12 protein-coding genes are annotated in these 20778 nt (G+C 53.9%); 9 read left to right on the top strand and 3 right to left on the bottom strand.

All coding sequences use genetic code 11. The features are described 5' to 3' along the window. Positions 1-30: 30 nt before the first annotated feature. A complete protein-coding gene (locus AC0TNJ_RS11435) occupies positions 31-1080 on the bottom strand; it encodes a Gfo/Idh/MocA family protein (protein WP_473771193.1) in 1050 nt (349 codons plus the stop codon). A gap of 99 nt (positions 1081-1179) precedes the next feature. Between AC0TNJ_RS11435 and AC0TNJ_RS11430 the strand changes: the two genes are divergently transcribed. The 4 genes from AC0TNJ_RS11430 to AC0TNJ_RS11415 all read left to right on the top strand — a co-directional run bounded on the left by AC0TNJ_RS11430 (position 1180) and on the right by AC0TNJ_RS11415 (position 7078). Next, complete coding sequence (locus AC0TNJ_RS11430) at positions 1180-1755, top strand: MOSC domain-containing protein (RefSeq protein WP_473771192.1); 576 nt, start codon at positions 1180-1182, stop codon at positions 1753-1755. A 227-nt stretch (positions 1756-1982) separates the two neighbouring features. Next, positions 1983-3395, top strand: coding sequence for an NADP-dependent phosphogluconate dehydrogenase (gene gndA / locus AC0TNJ_RS11425; protein WP_122000937.1), 1413 nt, complete (start codon positions 1983-1985; stop codon positions 3393-3395). 504 nt (positions 3396-3899) lie between these two features. After that, positions 3900-5471: an EAL domain-containing protein gene (locus AC0TNJ_RS11420; protein WP_473771191.1), complete on the top strand. Its 1572-nt coding sequence runs from the start codon at positions 3900-3902 to the stop codon at positions 5469-5471. A gap of 287 nt (positions 5472-5758) precedes the next feature. Further along, complete coding sequence (locus tag AC0TNJ_RS11415; RefSeq protein WP_473767831.1) at positions 5759-7078, top strand: alpha/beta fold hydrolase; 1320 nt, start codon at positions 5759-5761, stop codon at positions 7076-7078. Positions 7079-8072: 994 nt separating this feature from the next. Here the strand turns inward: AC0TNJ_RS11415 and AC0TNJ_RS11410 are convergent. Further along, entirely contained in the window at positions 8073-11297 is a 3225-nt protein-coding gene (locus AC0TNJ_RS11410; protein WP_473771190.1) for an autotransporter family protein, read from the bottom strand. A 743-nt stretch (positions 11298-12040) separates the two neighbouring features. On the opposite strand from AC0TNJ_RS11410, the gene AC0TNJ_RS11405 reads away from it, so the two are divergent. The 5 genes from AC0TNJ_RS11405 (at position 12041) to AC0TNJ_RS11385 (ending at position 19388) form a co-directional block, all read left to right on the top strand. Further along, positions 12041-13048 (top strand): site-specific integrase, encoded by a 1008-nt coding sequence (locus AC0TNJ_RS11405; RefSeq protein WP_473771189.1) that lies wholly within the window; start codon positions 12041-12043, stop codon positions 13046-13048. Between the two features lie 181 nt (positions 13049-13229). After that, positions 13230-13727 (top strand): hypothetical protein, encoded by a 498-nt coding sequence (locus tag AC0TNJ_RS11400; RefSeq protein WP_473771188.1) that lies wholly within the window; start codon positions 13230-13232, stop codon positions 13725-13727. 77 nt (positions 13728-13804) lie between these two features. Continuing rightward, positions 13805-14038, top strand: coding sequence for a helix-turn-helix transcriptional regulator (locus AC0TNJ_RS11395; RefSeq protein WP_473771187.1), 234 nt, complete (start codon positions 13805-13807; stop codon positions 14036-14038). Positions 14039-14107: 69 nt separating this feature from the next. Beyond that, a complete protein-coding gene (locus tag AC0TNJ_RS11390; protein ID WP_473771186.1) occupies positions 14108-15529 on the top strand; it encodes a phage/plasmid primase, P4 family in 1422 nt (473 codons plus the stop codon). A 226-nt stretch (positions 15530-15755) separates the two neighbouring features. Further along, the gene (locus tag AC0TNJ_RS11385) at positions 15756-19388 is read left to right on the top strand and encodes a class I SAM-dependent DNA methyltransferase (protein WP_473771185.1); all 3633 of its coding nucleotides are present in this window, start codon (positions 15756-15758) and stop codon (positions 19386-19388) included. An 807-nt stretch (positions 19389-20195) separates the two neighbouring features. On the opposite strand, the gene AC0TNJ_RS11380 is transcribed toward AC0TNJ_RS11385, so the two are convergent. Further along, on the bottom strand, positions 20196-20567 hold the full coding sequence (locus AC0TNJ_RS11380; protein ID WP_473771184.1) for a hypothetical protein: 372 nt from the start codon (positions 20565-20567) through the stop codon (positions 20196-20198). Positions 20568-20778 lie beyond the last annotated feature (211 nt).

The raw sequence follows: 20778 nt of genomic DNA, 5'->3' as shown, positions 1-20778 counted from the left end.
AAATCGTTTCACACTTTTCGGGGTGCGCTTCTAACCCTTCGACAGCACCTTGCGGACAATATCCGCAACGGCGGCGCTTTGGTCGAGCGGCATGATTGCACTCGATATTTGCCCGCCGCGCACCGCATCGCGGACCGCTTCGGCCTGAAACTGCAATCCGTTGCCGGAAAAAGCATATGTCTCAATCGTGCGGCCCGGAAGCGGCAGGCGGTTCATGACCTTGCCGATAAAGCCTTTGCCGCCATTCGGCCCGAGCGATGACCGTGCTGCGAAAGCCGAAAACAGCGTCAGCCTCTGGGCTTTCAGAAATGGCGCATGGATCAGTATCGTGCCTTTGGTCCCCTCGATCAGCATGCGGTTCTCACCGTCGCGGTCGAAGCCGCAAGAGAGGCTGGCTGTAGCCTCCGGCCAGCCAAGCTGAAACTCCGCGCGCATATCCACACCGCTTTTGGCGCGTTGCCAGCGACCGTCGACATGATCCGGCAGGCCCAGGAAATACAGTGCCAGCGAAACCGGATAGACGCCGAGATCGAATGCCGCGCCGCCGCCAAGCTCCGGGCTGAAGAAGCGGCTTTGCGGATCATAGGCACGGATATAGGAAAGATCGGCTTCGATGCGCGTCACCGCGCCGATGCGACCGCTGTCGATATGCTTCTTGGCGGCGTGGATCGCTGGTAGAAAGCGGCTCCACATCGCCTCAATGGCGAAGACGTTCTTTGCCTTTGCCGCGGCTTCGATCTGCCGGGCGCCAGCGGCATCGAGCGAAAGCGGCTTTTCGATCAGGCATGGCTTGCCTGCCGCGATTGCCTGCATGGCCTGCAGCACATGCATCGCGCTCGGGGTCGCTATATAGACCGCATCGATATCCGGATGGGCAAGAAACGCGCCTGAATCACTGAACGCCTTGCCAGCGCCGATGCGCCGACGGAAAGCTTCGGCGGTCTCCGCCGCGCGCGAGCAGACAGCGGTGACACACATCCCGGTGCTTGCCTGAATATCCTCGGCAAAGGCGTTGGCTATCGTGCCCGTGCCCCATATGCCCCAGCGAAAGTCCTTCAGTTCCTGCCTGTCCTGATTCACGTGCTTGCCCCGCAGCTTCATACAGGTGCTATATAGCCCATGTAATGCGGCTAACGAAGTTTCTTTGTCCTGTCAGGACTATTTCATGAGGTGGATGTGATGAGCGGATTTGTCGTGGCCGTGGCGCGGGATGGCGAGCATCGTTTTTCAAAGCAGGTCGTGCCGGAAATCCGCATCGTCACCGGGCTTGGCGTCGAAGGCGATGCACATCAAGGCGCAACGGTGAAGCACCGTTCACGCGTGCGGGCCGATCCCACGCAACCCAATCTGCGACAGGTGCATCTCATTCATGCCGAGCTTTTCGACGAGTTGGCGGAAAAGGGTTTTAACGTCGAGCCCGCTGATCTTGGCGAGAACATCACCACGCGCGGCGTCGATCTTCTGGGCCTGCCGCAAGGGGCTCTGATCAGGATTGGCGACGCGGTTGTTCTGGAAACAACGGGCCTGCGCAACCCCTGCGCCCAGATAGAGAATTTCCAGACCGGGCTTCTCGATGCCGTGCTGGATCGCACGCCCGATGGCGAACTTGTCCGCAAGTCCGGCATCATGACCATCGTGCTCGCAGGCGGCACGGTGAAGGCGAATGATGCGATCGCTATCGAATTGCCGCCGTTGCCGCATCGCAAGCTGGAACGGTATAAAGATTGCGAAAGACAGGGTTTTGGAGCGAGCTAACCGATTTAACAATGCTGTTATGCAGGCGAAACCGGTGATTTTCGTGATGGAAGGTCTATCAACTTTGCGTCATATGCCCTAGATCATCCCACAATAGGATACAGATTGACATGCGCTGCTGCCGAAACCCGGCGGCAGCCTATTCTTATCGGTTCGGCTTGTCGGCGTTCGATGTTCCTCATGTGTCTGGACGACGGCCGGTCGGTTGCATTTCTAAAGGGCACAAAATGGAAAAAGCAGATATCGGAATGGTCGGCCTTGGCGTCATGGGCTCCAACCTGGCGCTGAACATAGCCGAGAAAGGCTACACGGTAGCCGTCTACGACCGTGATGAGCCTGTGCTGAAAGCCTTCCTCGAAAAGGCTGGCCCGCTGCGCGACAAGATCATTCCCTGCCCCACTTTCGAGGACCTCGCGGCCAATATCCGCAAGCCGCGCCCGATCATCTTCCTCATCAAGGCAGGCGCTCCCGTTGATGCCGAAACTACCCGCCTCAAGGCCTATCTTGAGAAGGGCGATATCATGATCGACGCCGGTAATTCCGATTACCGCGATACGGTGCGCCGCCTGAAGGCGCTTGGTCCCAACGATCCGACCTTTGTCGGCATGGGTGTTTCCGGCGGTGCGGAAGGTGCCCGCCATGGCCCGTCGATGATGGTTGGCGGCACCGAGGAAGCCTATGAGCGCATTGCGCCGATCCTGCTTGCCGCTGCCGCCAAATACAAGGACGAACCTTGCTGTGCGCTGGTGGGGCCCGATGGCGCCGGTCATTTCGTCAAGACGATCCATAACGGCATCGAATATGCCGACATGCAGATGATTGCCGAAATCTACGGCATCCTGCGCGACGGCCTTGGCCTGTCGGCCCCGGCCATCGGCGACGTGTTCGAGAAATGGAACCAGGGTCCGCTCAATTCCTATCTGATCGAAATCACCGCCAAGGTGCTGAAGGCGACCGATCCGGAAACCGGCAAGGCGATGGTCGACATGATCCTCGACGAAGCCGGCCAGAAGGGCACCGGCCGCTGGGCAGCCATTGAGGCGCAGATGCTGGGCGTTCCGGCAACGGCAATCGAAGCAGCAGTCGCTGCGCGCTCACTGTCCTCGCTGAAGGCGGCACGTGCGCTTGCCGCAAAGGCCTACAATCCTGGCCAGCGCAGCCTCGACATTTCCGATCAGGCAAAATTCCTTGCTGATCTGGAGCAAGGCCTGCTGGCGGGCAAGATCGCCGCTTACGCACAAGGCTTCGCGGTGATGGAAGCTGCGTCACAAGAGCATGGCTGGAATATTCCGCTTGCCGAAACCGCCCGCATCTGGCGCGCAGGCTGCATCATTCGTTCGCAGCTTCTGGACGATATCGCCCACGCCTTCGAAGACAGCGAAAGCCGTAACCTGCTGCTCGCACCTGCTTTCGTTGAGCGTATGAGCAAGGCTTCCAACGGCCTTCGCCAGATCGTCGCCAAGGCGGCGCTGGCTGGTCTGCCTCTGCCTGCACTGGGCTCGGCGCTCAGCTATTTCGACAGCTTCACGCAGGCGCTCGGAACCGCCAATCTCATTCAGGGCCAGCGCGATTTCTTCGGCTCGCATGGCTTCAAGCGTATCGACAAGGACGGTGACTTCCACGGTCCCTGGGGCGAATAAAGTTCGCTGTAATTGAAAAGCCGCCCACCGGGGCGGCTTTTTCAGTTCTGCATAGGCCGGAACGGTCCCGGTTTAAATGGCATCGCCTACCGCCGCATATCTATTTGTTTTTATGCGCTATCCGAAACGGCGAAGCCGGGATAAGAAATCTGTTCGGATTTTACCAGAAGCAATCCATGCACTATGTCAGCGCATTATTTTATATATATCTAATATTTGATAGTTATTTTTGTTTATTCACTAATTAAGAATCTTTACTTAGTCTTCACTAGTCCGTTTTGGCGTATTTGTGCTTTGTTTCTTCGGCCAGGCGGCTCAAGGTGCCGATATTGGATTGGGTATTTTATCACGGAAAGGTGTCCGGCAGATGTTGAGTGCAGAGAGGCCGAACGGCTGCCAGAACGCAGTTTAACAGCACTGATTACATCATGCCGGGCGCGCCTGTTCTCGGTTCTATGCGCGAGATCGAATTCGACCGTCACTTTGCGGCGGAAAGGGTAGTAAATGGCTTATACGATAACGTCATCAAGGCGAGAGCGCGTGATCGTTGCGGGCCTTTTGCTTGCCATTTTCGGAACCGCGGCTTCGATGGCGGCGATGAGTTTTGTTTCTTACCGCCTGGCGAGCCAGAAAGAGCTGGCCGTCCTGTCGCAAATTGCAGAGCGCGCGGTTTTTCGCGCCAAGACTGCATTTCGGGATGCCCGCCAGGTAATGGAAGTCATGGAATATGCGGCGCTGCCTCCCTGTTCCCCGGAACATATCGCTTTGATGCGCAATCAGACAGTGAATACTCCTGCCGTGGAGGAAATCGGCTATTTCGAAAATGGTCGTTTGAAATGCACGTCATGGGGCCGAGCGGAACGGGATATAAAGGCTTCTGAAAGCGACTTCATCACTCGCGACGGCCTGCGCGTAAGTTTGCATGTCACCCCCGACGTCAGTTTCGGCGAACAGGCAACGGCTATAGGGATGGGGAATTATAATGCGCTGATTACGCCTTCCTATTTCATCGACGTGGTTATTGACGACGATATTGCGATTGCCCTGTTGAATGAAGACGGCCAGATCATCAGTATGCGCAATAATCCTGCTGCCGACCTTGTCGTCGCGGTGGCGAGAAACCGGAAAAGCGGAACCTATGCCTCTTTTTTAGCGAGCTTTGCCGAAAGTGACGGTCTGGCGGCGGTAGTCCTCGGCCCCCGCTCCAGGATCGTTCCGTGGCTGTGGGAAGAACTCTTTATTTTCTTGCCGGCCGGGGCGCTGTTATCATTATTTTTGCTTTGTGTTGTCTTCTGGTTTTCGAAACGTCGCCTGTCGCTCCGGGCAGAACTGGATCTGGCAATCGCCAAACGCGAATTTCTCGTTCATTATCAGCCTATTATTGATCTGACGACAGGAGTATGCGTCGGCGCCGAAGCGCTGGTTCGGTGGAGGCGGCCGGACGGCTCCCTGATCGCCCCTGACCTGTTCATACCGCTTGCTGAGGAAACTGGACAGATCGTTCCTATCACCGATCTCGTTGTCGACGCGGTGATTGCGGACCTGGGGGCGATCCTTGCAGACGATCGTACGCTGCACATCGCGATCAATGTGTGTTCGTCGGATATTCAATCAGGAAGGATCATTGATCTGATCGCCGGAAAGCTGGCCGCAACCGACATTCACAAGGAGCAAATCTGGTTGGAAGCGACCGAACGGGGCTTTCTTGACGTCACTTCTGCAAGCAATACGCTCGAAAGGGCCCGCAAAGCAGGCCATTCCGTCGCCATCGATGATTTCGGCACCGGTTACTCCAGCCTGCAATATTTACAGCGACTGCCTTTGGATGCACTCAAGATTGATAAGTCATTCGTCGATACAATTGGAAAGCAGGCTGCAACGAGTGCTGTCATTTTGCATATTATCGATCTCGCCCGTTCACTTGGGCTGCTCACCGTGGCAGAAGGTGTGGAAACCGAAGAACAGGCAGCATTTCTCAAGGAGCGCGGCGTGAACTTCGCACAAGGGTGGTTGTTTTCCAAACCCTTGGCTGCTGCAGATTTCATGCTTTACCGCAAAGCGCTCAAATGCCATTAAAGCGCGTGTTGCGCCGAACCAGTGAAGATTAGAAGGCTTTATTATAAGGGGGATGGATGTCCCCTTCTTCGCATGTGGCGGGCAAGGCCTTTTGCAAGACTGCAACTTTGGGTTGGCATCTAAATCCTTGCTGGCTCTCCATGAGATTAAACGGCGCTTTTATTAAAGCGACTTCTAATAATACTTTAAATGGCATTAACTTTACTATTATTTTTGGTTTGACAAAAAAGTAATTCGTGCTTCTTTATCCCAAGAAGATTCACTCTACGGTTTCGCTTGGAGATAAAATGAGAAAACTTCTCAAGAATATGCCCATTTGTTTTTCAGTCGCGGCTTTAATTGCGTTCAGTGCCCCGACCGCTGCTTTTGCAGAACCGGATGTGCCCCCGTTTTATGCAGCGGTGATGCAGATGAAGCCGGAGGGCAAGCTTGGCCAGATTATCAGCAAAGAGAAGATCTCCACGCCGGTCGAGGGCGCTCAGGCCTGGCGCATCGCCTACATTTCCTCTGATGTCAATGATCGCAAGACGATTTCGACCGGCCTTCTGATCGCTCCCGTCGGTGAAGCTCCGAAGGAAGGCCGCCCGGTGATTTCCTGGGCGCACGGCACGACGGGCACAGCGCAGAATTGTGGCCCCTCGCAAGTGATCAACCCGGCAGTTCCGCTGAATCTGTATTTCGCCGTGGGCGGCACCACGTCCTCCGTGGATTACGGCGTCCCGGCGATTGAGACCTTTATCAAGGCTGGCTACGTCGTGGTTGCGACGGATTACCAGGGCTTGGGCGGCGGCGGCAAGCACCAGTATACTGTTGCTGCGACCAACGGACGTGACGTAATTAATGCCATTCGCGCCGCTGGCGACATGAAGGAAGTTGGCGCTGGCAAGAAAGCCGTCATCTATGGTTGGTCGCAAGGCGGCGGAACGACTATTGCCGCGGCCAGTTCCGGCGAATACATCAATCAGTCAGGCACGGCCTTCGACGGTATCGAGCTGCTCGGATTTGTCGCCATGGCACCACAGGATGTCGCGGTTGCTGCTCCCCAGGGTGAGATAACTGAAGAAGCAAGCGAAGTCCTGTTGACAAGACTGGCGAAGGGCTTCTCTGTCAATGTGTTTGATTTTACGCATCTTGCACAGAACCTCTGGGCAACGCAGGCAGCGTTTCCTGACAAGCTGCAACTCACCGACGTTTTGACGGAAGAAGGTGCCAAGATCATCGATGAAGTCATGTCGAACAAATGTATCCATGTGGCTTCTGATACGTTGAACTACGCAGTTGGCGACAAGTTTAGCACGCTGCTGAAAGGCAAGCCGACCAATGCTGAGGCATGGGCGAAAGCCATGCTGGCCGCCAGCGTTCCGAATACCAAGCCGGTTGCACCTGTCATTGTTTACTGGGGCACAAAAGATACGGTTGTCCCTCCTGTCATGGGTGAGCTCTACCGGAAGCAGATGTGCAAATTGGGCGGCAATGTCACACGCATCCAGTTGCCCGGCGAGCAAGACCATTTCAGCACGCCGGCATCGGCGGAACCGCTTTATCTGCCCTGGATCGCCGATCGCTTCGCTGGCAAAACCGCAACCGACGGCTGCGCCGACGAATAAATTTGATCTGGGCCGCATCCCGGCCCACGATCTCTTATGATACCGAGGTCGAGGCTCCCGTGCAGGGAGCCTCGACCAAAGCATTTCAAGAGGCGAGCGACGATCCACGTGTTCATAACGCACTTGCCGATGAAGTTATGGCGGACGTCCAATTGAACTGACGTGTTCATCGGCCTGTGAGTGGCGTCGCCATCCACACGAAGTAACATTGCTGACACTTTCAAAGACAGAAGAAAGCAAGAATACTGGAGCCGACTGGGAGTGGCACATTAGCGGACGAGGCTGGCGGAATTGGAAAGCTGAAGCAGATGGGCAAAGGAGCCGCCAAGCCCCAGTGGATATATTGGGTGAAAGGCCCCACAGAGGGAGAATGCGAAGCGTTCGAAACCGGTTGTCTAATTGCGGATGCTGAAATTGTGCAATCAAGAATGCCAAGAAACTAGATGAGATCGAAAGCTATACGGGTCCGTGGCATTTTTTGTGCGCGACAAACAAGCTCTCGACGAGCCGGAGGCGCGTTGAACGCCGACTTCGGGAAGACCTTCCTATTGAGCGATATAGTGTAGGATTTTCCGAGGACATCATCCCGTCGTATATACGCCGCGCTACTGATATTGGGCTACCTACGATCCGCAACTAACCCGCACGCCTGAAACTCTTGGCAAAAGATATTATTCCAGATGATTTTGAAAGGCGTGGGACTACGAGATTGTTGCAGATCAATGTGCGGAAATCGTATCTGCTAGCGATATGAGACTGAATTTGCTCTTGCTGGCCTCGACGTTCGGGACGAGGGGGGCGGAGGTTTGAATCCTCGCACCCTCGCACTCCGACCATAGGAAAATCAAACGCTTAGATAATATTTTCCGATATTGATAAGCCTGCCACCCCAGATTGGCAGTCTTCACGCTGTGAGACCTACCGATGGTCTACGGACGGAAAATTCTTGCACAACAATCACGGCCAGGCTTGAGTAAGTGAAATCTAGGTACAATCACCAATCGAAACGGATGCCGAAGGTGCCAGCCGTTGCTGTTTGGTGACTGCGCCCACTATCGGAAGACCAGCGGTAGCTGGCTTGACCGTATAGGCTCACATTCTCCTTCAGACGCGCGGTGAGGCCACTGCCGATTTCGAATGCCGTGTTGCCAAAGTGGTTTTCAATCGCCGGTGAGGATGGCCCGAAAAAGGCAGTGTCATTTCCTGAGAAGGAGTGCCACAAATTGAACCTTGCATAGGGCTGCCACAGTGTACCGCGCTCATCGCGGGCTGAATATTGCAGTCTTGCTCCAAGCCGTCCGGTCCAGGCTTTACCGGCATCCCAGTTCACACTCGAATATTGATCGTGGGAGCCGTCCACGGACACGTCCTGATAGACGATCTGTGCTTGCGGTTCGATCAGCCAGCGATCATCTTCACCAAAGTGGATCGGATAGCCTGCTTCCAGCGAGGCTGTATATCCTGTCGCATTTGTCGAGAGACCGGCATTATAAGCCGATGTCGCATCCGCGTCGTACCAGCTTCCCTGAACCACTGCATCGAGATACCAGCCCGTCGGACCAAAATGCGTCCAATAGGCTCCAACCGACGGACCTTTCAACGTCAGTTCGCCCACGGTCAGGTCTTGTATTCCTTTCGCGAAGCCCCGCACAGAGCTTGAATTGTAGTTCGAATAGGCAAAATAAAGGCCAGCATGGTCACGATGGCCACTTTCGGTTGTCCGTCGCAGAATGTCGAGGCCCGTCTGAAAGCCGGTCAGATCGCCTTTCGCACTGGTCTCCACCGAACCGCCCCATCGGTTGCTGAGGTGCTCTCCGAACACCCGTCCCCAGGCGCCGTTTACATAAATCCGCGACTCCTGAACGCCTCGCAAGTTTTCTTCCTCGCCGACGCGCTCATGTAGCGTGCCCAAGGTGGCCAGACCCATTTGCCGCGCTATCGCTGGGATTGGCGCATAAAGCGCGACTTCCGGTCGATAGAGCGGGATCTCCGGTTCTTCCGTCGTAGGCCCCGTCGCTGTGTCGATAATATGGGACCGGAGGAACCATTCGTCCGACTCTGTGCTCCCGCCGCGGAACAGTTGGTACTCGTAAGCGCCCGCAGCCACACGCTGGCCGAGCGAGAAAGCGTCAGTCGTGGTGGTGCCGCCATTTGTCACCTGTACAAGCCTGATGCCGTCCGCGACGGTTTGCTCTCCGGGGCCGCCGGTATTGGTGACGAGTAGCGACGTCGTGCCGCTGGCCTGGCCGCCATTGATCACCAACAGGTTGCTCGGCGAATTGTCGGCGCCAAGATAGGTGTTGAAGCCAATCCGGCTACCTGCGCTACCGCTGTAACTTCCAACTGTCAGGGTGGTGTACCCATCCGATCGCGGCAGGAAGTGGATCAGACCGCTATTGGCAATTGCGCCGGTTGCGTTGGAATCGCCGGTGACATTCCAGATACTGCTGGCATCAATCGAGATATCTGTCGCGTTTCGCGCCAATCCCGTCCAGAGACTGTTCTGCGCCAATGACAGATTCGCAGTGTTGCCAGTGTCGGCCAGCAGGTCGCCGGTCCATTGAGAGGTGGTCAGGCTGGCCTCGGCGGTATTGCCCGCGCCGGTCAGCATAAGATTGCCGGTCCACCGGCTATTGCTGAGACTGTAGGTAAGCGTCGAAGGCTCCACGGCGATGTCACCGGTAAGCGACGAAATGCCGTCAATATTGAGCGTCAGATTGCTGGGCACACCTGCGCCATCTTCGGTGACCTTTGCCAGCAAGAGCTGTCCGTTGACCACAGCTGGCTTAATGGTTGTGTTGCCATTGATCGAGACGGTGCCGACGCCACCCTGAGCAAGAATGATGGCGCCATTAGCGGCGCTGAGACTGCCGCCCGTGAACGACACGGTGCTAGGTGCATTTCCGGCAAGGTAAATAGCGGATGATCCCGAACCATTTACTGCGATTGAGGAGCCGGATGCGGTGAGCGCGCCGCCATGGGTCGCTGCGAGACCATGGGCAGCACTGCCTATAGTGGCAACGGTTGCATCCGTCGCGGTAATGATACCGCCCGCCATCGCGTGCAGGCCGGTGGCGTTATTATTTTGCGTGGTGACTTTGGTGCCGGTCAAGGTGACCGTGCTGCCAAGGTCGGTCGAACGGACGCCATCGGCGCCACCGGCTGCGGCGCTATCACCACCCTTCGTTGTTATAAAACCACCCGTGATCACGGCCGTGGCGCCCTGACTGACGCGAACGCCGATACTACCATCGCCGATAGTTGTGATGGTTGCGTCCTGAGCTTGCAGTTTGCTGTCCGTCCCGATCACATCCGCGCCATGGCTCTCCAGCCCTACGTCAGCCACCGGGAATTGAAGGACTGGGGGATTGCTGCCGGTCACGGTGAAGCCTGTTGTGACTTCTGTTCCAGTCACGGTGATCGTGCCGGCATCGGTGACACGCAGACCTGCGCTGGAAGGGCCTGACGTTCGGACGATAGTGTTGGTCAGTATGACCGTGCTATCTGCACCGCTCGCCTCTGCCCCAGTCGAATTGGGTTGGTAGGTGAAAATACCATAACCGGCATAATCAATGCTGCCTCCGGCATCGGCCCATACACCCTGGCTGTTTGCACCATAAGTGGCACTGGTGGCACCACTACGAACAACAATGCTGCTGCCAACACCACGGGCAAGCATGCCAGGAGCATTGCTATTGATTGTGCCGCCATAATAATCGCCGGAGGCGATGGCGCCACCACCCATGGTGACAGTTCCCCCATCGGTCGCGAATAGAACAGCGCCACCACTTCCGTAGCCGTTTATATAAGTATTATTGAGGATGAGATTACTATCGACGCCGGAAGCTACCGCGCCCGGTGCATTGTCGCCAAAACTGAATGTACTCAGATTATTGAGAGTGATCACCCCCCCGGCATCCGCAAATGCGGCAGAGGCGGACGTGCCGTCGATTGTGAGGTCGGTGCGGGTGAGCGTGATCGTTCCGCCACCTGCTGCGTAGGCGCCGTGCGCGTTGTCCCCGACCGTCGACACGGAACTATCGGTCAGCGTTATGCTGCTATTGGCTCCAACCACGCTGATGCCATAGGCATTGGTGCCATTGGTGACGACCTTAGTATAATTCCCTGTAATCACCCCGCCATTCTCGGCGAAAAGGCCACGACCGCCCGCGCCGTTGGTGGTTATCTCAGAAACATCATCCGATGAGGTCCCGGTCAAGTTGGCGGTACCGTTACCACTTGCACGCACGCCGTGACCGCTGCCGCTAGCTGTTAGCAAAACAGATGTGCCACTATAGCTGCCAGTGCCTGAGACATCGACCACTGGCGCAGCACTGGTGCTTTCTCGCGTGGTAAGATCTGGATCCGAGCAACTGCCGGAAGAAATACTAACAGATCCCGGCGCCGATGGAGCGCATTGTGCCCACGCTTGCGCGAAGGGGGACATCGCCGTCATCACGACGGCTAAGGTCATAGGATGGAAGAAAATGGAGTTCAATAGCGCTTTTTTGCTCGCGCCAAGACTTGGAATGGCGACTGGTATTTTCACATGGTCAGCACGCAATCGACGCCCCCCCAAGACACGAAAACCTTACAAACGAGGTAATTCGAGAATCAGATAAATATATCTGTATAGTATACTTAGATATTTACAAGTCTGCTAATGAACGGTTTTGCTTCGAAAGCTGCACGTACCGTTTGCACCCAAGATGCACCCAAGCGGACTAACTGAGAAAAGAAAGCGGGGAGGCTTTTGCCGAAAACCCTTGATAGCCAGGGCTTCGAATGGTGGGCGTGACAGGGATTGAACCTGTGACCCCTACGATGTCAACGTAGTGCTCTCCCGCTGAGCTACACCATAAAATTCTTCGATAAAACAATAACTTATCGGAGAACCAGACACTGCAAAATGCATTGCAATTCATCGCTGTCACACCACGGTCACAGCGTGAGGCATTTGCAATGGCTACAATTCGCAAACGGAATGGAAAATATCAGGTTCAGGTGCGTCGTGAGGGCAGTCAGTCCATCTCGAAAACATTTCTGAAACTGGACGATGCAAAAACATGGGCGCGATTGATGGAAGTCGAAGCCGATCAAATCGGACTGCCGGTCGATCCCAAAATATTAATGAAAACGACAGTTCGCACGATCCTTGAGCGTTATCGTGATGAGGTGATTGTGAAGAAACGCGGTCACGAGGTAGAGACAGTCATCGTCAATGCAATATTGCGCCAATCGTGGTGCGACCGCTCTCTAGCTCAAGTCGATAGTGCAACCTTTTCGAAGTATCGGGATATGCGCTTGCAGACGGTCAAGCCATGCACGGTCAAACGTGAGCTTGGCATATTGCAACATGCTTTCGATATAGCGGCGCGTGAATGGTCAATCCCGCTACGTACCAATCCTCTTAAGCCGATTGCAAAGCCCACCGTATCGAACAGGCGTGATCGACGTTTGCGAGAAGGTGAACTGGACAAGCTTTTGAAAGCAGCCGGAAAGACGCGAAATCCATTCCTGCTTCCCGTTGTTCGCTTTGCACTGGAAACAGCGATGCGCCGTGGTGAAATCCTCGCACTACGATTTCGTGATGTCGATATAGAACGCTGTACGGCCATTATCAGAATGTCGAAGAACGGCCATTCGAGAACAATCCCGCTGTCAACGCTGGCAGTCGCAATCCTTGAAACAACGATGGCGACAATGACGGCAGAAGATAAAGCCAGCAATGAGCGCATCTTTCCGATTACCGCTCTTGCTCTCCGTCTTGCATGGGACAGACTGACGAAACGAGCAAAAATTGATGATCTGCATTTTCACGATCTTCGTCACGAGGCGATCAGCAGGTTTTTCGAGAAAGGTCTTACCGTACCGGAAGTTGCGTCAATCAGCGGCCATAGGGATATAAGAATGCTGCTACGATACGCACATGCTGACAAAGGCAAGCTGGCCGAAAAACTCAACTATTGAGTGTGAGAGCATTGGCTGACAGGTTTGAAGCGATTATCTTCACCGTCATGCCTCTCAACGACGCCGAAAACGGCGTGGGCGATAGACTTTCTATCGACCATGCCGCATTCCCTTGGACGGCACCGATTGCCTTTCGGTCGTTGGAGGATGCAAATACGCAGACCAGAAAGGCGGCGTCGAAATGGATTTCCTCAACGCATCAGTAGCACAGATGACCGCATATTTCATGGGACGTTGGGGAAAGGCTGATGGTTACACGCAGATAAGCAAATACGATCTTAGCAACTTTGATTTAGCTGCTTCTGCTCGTGGTACGCCAAAATGGCAAAGAGCAATCATAGATATAGCATTGAGCGCGCCCGACAAATCAGGGGTGCAGCGTTTATGTTTGTTGAATGCGATAAAAGTTGCGGTTGAACGTGGCGTGGAAGTTCCACTGTCAGTGCAGCAGGCGAACCCTGCCAGTACCGATACGACCTTCAAAAATCTGGAAAATCGATACCACAAGATAAAAAAGCATATCGAGTTCTTTCCCGATATCGATCCCTATAAGCCGCACAATCTGGAAATGATGTGTGACGCGATTATCGTTGGTAGGTTCGATGTTGCAGCACAGATTTTTGTAAGTGCGGAAAACAAAACAAAACGCGGATGGATAAGCAGATTGCATCTCAAGTGAGCTTTCAGTTCTCTGGACGACGCCGATCACTTCCAAATGCCACCCTTTGCGCCTCATTCCTAGTTAGAGGTTGCCAAATGACTATCGAAACCACCCCATTGCTTCCGTTGCCCGCCGATGACAACGCGCTCATTCGTCGTGCTGATCTTCCGGCCTATCTTGGCGTATCTCATCAAACCCTTGCCCGATGGGCACATGAGGGACAAGGGCCTGAATACATAAAGATGGGTGGCAAGCTGGTCGTGTACCGCGTGGGCGATTTACGTAACTGGCTTTGCGTCAATCGGCGCGCGAGTGCGAACGCCGCCTAATCACTCAAAACAATCAGCAACATAGTTCAACCCGTACGAACACAGGTACGGGCGAAGGAAAGGTGCGCCATGTCTGATATGGAGCCGACCAGCATTCTTGACCATATGCAATTCTCGTGGCTTGACGACACGAAAAATCATTTAGAGCAGCAGCTTGAGCAGCGTGGTGCACTTGATGAAATCCAATACGGCCAACTTCTTGCGGATGCACTCGCCGGGAGTTGCGGTCAGTTTATCTTTTGCCATGGAGAATTCTGGGCGTACATTCCCAAAACGGGCTTGTATGTACCCGTCAGAACAGTAAAAATCCAAAACCTTCTATATGATTTACACAATACAAAAGGTCATGAAGGCCTACTGCATAAGTTATCAAAAAACAAAATTTCGAATATTGTCAGCATTGCAGCAAACTATCTTACAAATGATCATTTTTTTGACGAAGCACCGTTAGGGCTGGCCACGGAAGACAGCTATCTTCTGTTGTCGGAGAACAAAATTGAAGTAAAGGATCATTCACCACAATATCGCGCACGTTGGAAAGTTTCTGCACCATTTAGCGGTCTGACAGAACCTGATGAGACTGCAAGTAAAATTGCCGAAATGGTCGGGGGGACCGAGAATGCGCAAACATTTTTCGAGGTCCTTGGAGTTGCAATGTTTGGGCTTGGTACTCGATTTTCACGAGCGCTTGTTTTCGTAGGTGAAGGAGCAAATGGAAAAAGCACCTTGGTCAACGTCATGTGCCAGATGATACCTGCATACATGCGCTCATCTGTTCCGTTGAACGCTCTGAAAACAGAATATGATCGCGTCCAGCTTGATGGGAAAATTCTAAACACTCTTGAGGAATTGCCCGCTCTCTCACTCATAGATGTGCAATTGGTGAAGAATATTATCACCGGCGGCGCTATTCAAGCGCGCCAGATCGGCAACGCTGCGTTCACGATGTATCCGAAAGCACAGCACATCATTTGCACCAATCAACTGCCCTTAATGCATGAGAATAACGAGGCATTACGTAGACGCTTTATCGTGATCCGACTTAATCAGACCATACCAGAGGATCGACGTGACCTCGATTTTGCGCAGAAATTCTTCAATGAGCACAAAGCGGCGTTGTTGCTCCTAGCTGTTCGAGCACTTGAAGAAGCCTTGAAGCGTGGTCGAATTTACGAGCCGAACACCAGCAAACTTGAAGTTGCGCGATGGCTAGACCGTAACGATGTTGTAACATCATTCATCAAAGAATGTGTCGAGCAGACGGGAAATCCCAAAGACCGTATCCCGGTCGATGAAATGCTTGAGGCATGTATCCGCTACGCCAACATGCACGGCTTTCCACCACCTTCATCGCCACGACAGTTTGGGACACGTATGGAGGCGGCGGGGTTCGTCAGGGGAAAGTCCTCCACTAAGTATTGGGTGGCGGTACGGTTCACGAAGGATACTGGGGAGGATAGGGAGAATTTAACGACACCTCCCCCAGTATAAGAAGAACGGGGAAAGTGAACCTGAAGCTATAAAATCCTCCCAATCCTCCCCTTTTTCCCATTATATGGCATACGCTTGGGCACGATAGCTGGCCAGACCCAAACCATCGATATGTCCGAGATGCTGGTATATGTGCTGCCGGTCAGCATAAGATCGGGTATGGCATATCAGGTGCCGAGAAATTGCAGTTGATTATAGTAATTGTGGGCTGGGTTATTGCGTGTAGATGGGTGAAAAATTGACCAATATGGAAAAGCTTGAAGCACTGATCATTGAAGCGAAAGCCTCTGGCGGATCGGAGCTAGCCAATTTCCAGCCATTCATTATTGGATTGTGCGATGCTTTGGGTTTGGATCGCCCGGCAATGGCGCTGGAACAGAATGACCTCAATGACTACGTATTCGAGCGTCGCGTTGATTTCAAACACCCAGACGGTTCACGGACGGCGGGTCGCATCGATTGTTATCGACGCGGACATTTCATCCTTGAAGGAAAGCAGTCGGGGAAGCGTCAGACAGCAAAAGTCAGTGTTGATCAGTTGTCACTCATACCTGAGGACGCTGCCCAGTTCAAACCCGGTCAGGCAAAACGTGGAACACGCGGCTGGGATCAGGTTATGTTGGCCGCTCGCAAACAGGCTGAAGACTATGCCCGTGCGCTTCCAGTCGAGCACGGTTATCCGCCGTTCTTGCTTGTTGTTGATGTCGGCCATGTGATCGAGGTCTATGCCGACTTTTCCGGGCAAGGGAAAAACTATGCCCATTTCCCCGACCGACAATCCTATCGCATCGATATGGATGATCTTCGCGACCCGAAAGTGCAGGAGCGTCTGCGGGCGATCTGGACCGATCCGTTGTCACTCGATCCGACACGCATATCGGCAGAAGTCACACGTGACATCGCGGAACGGCTCGCCAAGATCGCCAAGCGTCTCGAAGGCAAGCACGACGCTAAAGATGTGGCCGAGTTTCTGATGCGGTGCCTGTTCACGATGTTCGCAGAAGATGTGAAGCTCATACCTGAGAAGGGTTTTCAGAAACTGCTGGAGCAGATGAAGAACACGCCCGAACATTTCGCCGCCGCATTAGAAAGCCTGTGGGCGGTAATGGACAGCGGCGGCTATGCACCTCACCTCAACGCAACGTTGAAAAAATTCAACGGTTCGCTGTTCAAAAAGCGGACTGCGCTTCCACTCGACCGTGACGATATTAATGAACTATGGATTGCAGCGGGCAAGGATTGGTCCGATGTAGAACCGGCCATCTTCGGCACTTTGCTTGAGCGCGCACTGGACCCACGCGAGAGGTCAAAGCTGGGCGCGCACTACACGCCTCGTGCATATGTCGAGCGTCTCGTCGTGCCTACCATCATCGAACCGTTGCGGGCTGATTGGGAGCTTGTTCAGGGGCAGGTCAAGGAGTTGCGTGATAAAGGAGATCATGCGGGAGCGCTGGCTGCGGTGAAGACGTATCATCACAAGCTATGCACAACGCGAGTGTTAGACCCTGCTTGCGGCACCGGCAACTTCCTCTATGTCAGCCTTGAATTAATGAAGCGCCTCGAAGGCGAGGTTCTGGAAGCTCTGGACGATCTGGGAGAGGATCAAGCGCGGTTCGCGATGGAAGGCGAAACCGTTAATCCACGCCAGTTTTATGGACTTGAATTGAACCCGCGTGCTGTGCCCATTGCCGATCTTGTGCTTTGGATCGGCTATCTCAAGTGGCAACTTAAAACTGCGGGTCTCGCCTCAATTACGGAACCAATCCTTCACGCCTACGGCACGATCAAACAGCAGGATGCAGTGATCACTTATGATCGACAGGAGTTGTTGCGGGATGCTCAAGGACGACCGTTATCTCGTTGGGATGGAGCGACGAAAAAGCTGCACCCAGTCACAGGTGAGGAAATCCCCGACCCGGATGCTCAGGTGCCACTCTACACCTATGTGAACCCCAAGTGCGCGTCATGGCCAGAAGTTGAGTTCATAGTCGGCAACCCACCATTCATTGGCGGCAAGGATATGCGCGTCGAGTTGGGAGACGGCTATGCGGAAGCGTGCTGGGCCGCACGCCCACATATTTCAGGTGGTGCTGATTTCGTAATGCACTTCTGGGACGAAGCCGCCACACGTCTACTTCGCAGACCCGCTAAGGGGCAGACAAACCCATTGAGGCGCTTTGGTTTTATTACCACTAATTCTATCACTCAAACATTTTCCCGCCGCGTCATTGAACGCCATATGATAGCAAAAGAGCCGTTATCACTTGCTTTCGCAGTGCCAAACCATCCATGGATGAAGGCTTCTGACAAGGCTGCGGTACGTATTGCCATGACTGTGGCGGAAAGGGGCGATCAGGTCGGTATACTTGCGGAAGTTATTTCTGAAACAGAGCTGAATACTGATACACCACAGGTGGCGCTTGAGGTATTTGAGGGCAATGTGCGTGCCAACCTGACGATTGGAGCAAATTTGGCGTCAGCAAGGCCGCTCTTATCCAATGCAGCAATCTCCAGCCGCGGTGTTGTTTTGCACGGAGCGGGCTTCATCGTAACACCTTCCAAAGCTCAGGCATTGGGACTAGGGGTAGTTCCGGGACTTGAGGAACATATCGTTCCCTATCTCAATGGGCGTGATCTCGCACAACGGTCACGTGGCGTCATGGTCATCGACCTCTATCCCTTAGATATTAACGACATTCGGGCAAACTTTCCGGCAGTTTACCAGCACGTAGTAGAAAATGTGAAACCGGAACGGGATCACAACAAGCGCGACTATCGACGATTGAATTGGTGGCTCTTCGGAGAGAACATTCCGGAAGCACGGAAAGCATTATTCTCAGTTCCGCGTTACATTGTCACCGTAGAGACGACGAAGCATCGGTTTTTCCAGTTTCTTGACGTTAACATTCTACCCGATAACAAGTTGGTTGCTATTGGCTTATCTGTTGGCGAGCATCTTGCAATTCTGTCGTCACGCCTGCACATCACATGGTCTATCGCGAAAGGCGCGTGGATGGGGGTCGGCAACGATCCCGTCTATGCCAAGAGTGAAACGTTCGATCCTTTTCCTTTTCCGCTTGCCTGTGATCCGGACTTGGCATTTGGCGACCCGCTCTTTGCTCAGCAGGAGCGTCTGCGAGAACTAGGTGAACGACTAGACACCTTTCGGAAGCAGCGATTGGCAGAGCATTCCTTCCTAACTATGACCGGCCTTTACAATGCATTGGAGCGGCTACGTGAACTGGAAAATGGTTTCGATGTGCCGCCGCTCACAGATGCCGAACGTGATGTACATCAGGCGGGCCTGATCTCGGTACTCAAGGAAATCCACGACGATATCGACCGTGTCGTACTTGCGGCCTACGGCTGGGATGATTTAATCCCCGAACTGGTCGGCAAGCCGGGTGCGACGCTGCCGTCACCTCATAAGACGGAAGCGCAGGAAAAAGCAGAGGAGGAGCTTCTGTCACGCCTCGTCACGCTCAATCTAGAGCGGACAACAGAGGAGAAGACGGGCATGGTGCGCTGGTTGCGACCCGATTACCAGATACCAAAGCTTGGCATGAAAGCACCGAAGGCCGCAGGAGAACATGTCGGTATGTTGGACATCGAACTGCCGGTGACTTCCGAACGTCCGAAATGGCCATCGGATGGGTTAGAGCAGTTCAGGCTGATACGCGATCTTTTGTCAAAGGCCCCTGCACCGACGCCGCCGGATGCGCTCGCCAGCGTGCTTGATGGTAGGAACACTGCAAAGCGCCGGGATCGTGTCGCTGAGGTTCTGGAAACGTTGGTTGCAAGCGGCATTGCACGAACGGGTGACTATGAGGGTCAGCGGCGATACTTCATACCACGATAGTGGCTATAGGGAGGCCTACGGGCGGGCATTTGGGAAAATAGGGAGGATTGGCCCACCCTCCCCATCCATAATAAAAATTGAAAAAGAGAAATCACCCCCGAAATCCCTTCCCAGTCCTCCCTAATTTCCCAAGGTTTGCAGTGTTATGTGGGAACTGTCCAAGGGAATAGTCGACAACATGGCACGGCACCCTATCGCCGTCACCCGCCGTATCCCACAACGTTCTACTACTCGAACGGAGTACGAGGTCTCCCATAGTAAACATCGTGTTCTGGAAACTGCTCTAGATTGTCACTCAGTTTCCGGCATAGGGCGAACGCTAACTCCAAGTCAGCATCGTCAGGCAGCTTTTCGATTTCATCACTCACACATTTTGCGTAAGCAGCTTGCGCTTGCTGAAAAGCTGTACGCGGACGTGTGCTCGTCAATTCTCCTATGAGAACTGCCCCAATGTAAATCAGAGCTCCGGTACCGAAGGCCGCGCCAATTATTTTGACCGGATCATACCCGCCCATGCCGGATGCTCTACTCGTCAAATTTATAGTGAGCGCCGGAGCGTAGGCTGACTGCTATTAGACAACGCTCTCGGATGTCGCGAAGCATCCGCTCTTGTTCGGGGGCGAGTTGCACGCTTTGCTGCTGCGGCTGCGTATCGTCCAGCGTGTATGTCTTCCCCTCATAGGTGAACTCGTGCAGTGGCTTCGATGGCGGTGCAGTGAAATACAATCCAGCGACGATTGCCGTAACGATCACGCAGAGGTTAATCCATTTGCGCACTTCGCTCCGTCGGGACGCCATCTCCGTACCTCACCATTGCTGCGAGTATGTTCTTGCCCATGAAAATGGATTGGGCTGACCATTTATACGGCTACGGCGTAGTTCCGCATTTTCGAGCGTGTTGGCCATGCGCGCTTGCGAGTTCGCCATCGAAGCCATTACATTGCTTTGGTTTTGCGCCTGCATGATGTTGGCAGCGGTTTGGGCACGTATAGCTACGCGTTTGTTTCGTTCCGACTGAACTTGAGCATAGACGCCTAAAATCTCCGAGTTTGCTTTCGCTACTGATATTTGCCCGCTGTCAATGCGCTGCGCTACTTCAATGCGTTTTGCCATCCTGTATCTGAGCAAATCTGCATCGCTGCCAACTGCGGGCATGAGTGCCCGATCTGCTGCGTTCATGCAGTCGGCTTTTGCGCGATGCGTCGGAAATTCCGTGCGTTCGCATTCCGCTATGCGTTTCGCGTTGAGCGTAAAGGCAGGTTGGACGTCGCTTTGAGTTGTGCACGCTGTGATCAATAGAACACCGGCATACGCTGTTATAAACCGTCTCATCCCGCCAAATCCCCCGCGACCAGAAAACGAATTACATATTATAATTGATAAACTTAAA

The organism is Ochrobactrum sp. PL_is483, from assembly GCF_055816855.1.
This window is presented reverse-complemented; position numbering and strand designations above follow the sequence as displayed.

Bases quoted from the DNA above. Each gene is read 5' to 3' on its own strand.
- AC0TNJ_RS11385 (WP_473771185.1), top strand. From the start codon at position 15,756: ATGGGTGAAAAATTGACCAATATGGAAAAGCTTGAAGCACTGATCATT.
- AC0TNJ_RS11405 (WP_473771189.1), top strand. From the start codon at position 12,041: ATGGCTACAATTCGCAAACGGAATGGAAAATATCAGGTTCAGGTGCGT.
- AC0TNJ_RS11400 (WP_473771188.1), top strand. From the start codon at position 13,230: ATGGATTTCCTCAACGCATCAGTAGCACAGATGACCGCATATTTCATG.
- gndA (WP_122000937.1), top strand. From the start codon at position 1,983: ATGGAAAAAGCAGATATCGGAATGGTCGGCCTTGGCGTCATGGGCTCC.
- AC0TNJ_RS11395 (WP_473771187.1), top strand. From the start codon at position 13,805: ATGACTATCGAAACCACCCCATTGCTTCCGTTGCCCGCCGATGACAAC.
- AC0TNJ_RS11430 (WP_473771192.1), top strand. From the start codon at position 1,180: ATGAGCGGATTTGTCGTGGCCGTGGCGCGGGATGGCGAGCATCGTTTT.
- AC0TNJ_RS11380 (WP_473771184.1), bottom strand. From the start codon at position 20,567: ATGAACGCAGCAGATCGGGCACTCATGCCCGCAGTTGGCAGCGATGCA.
- AC0TNJ_RS11390 (WP_473771186.1), top strand. From the start codon at position 14,108: ATGTCTGATATGGAGCCGACCAGCATTCTTGACCATATGCAATTCTCG.
- AC0TNJ_RS11420 (WP_473771191.1), top strand. From the start codon at position 3,900: ATGGCTTATACGATAACGTCATCAAGGCGAGAGCGCGTGATCGTTGCG.
- AC0TNJ_RS11415 (WP_473767831.1), top strand. From the start codon at position 5,759: ATGAGAAAACTTCTCAAGAATATGCCCATTTGTTTTTCAGTCGCGGCT.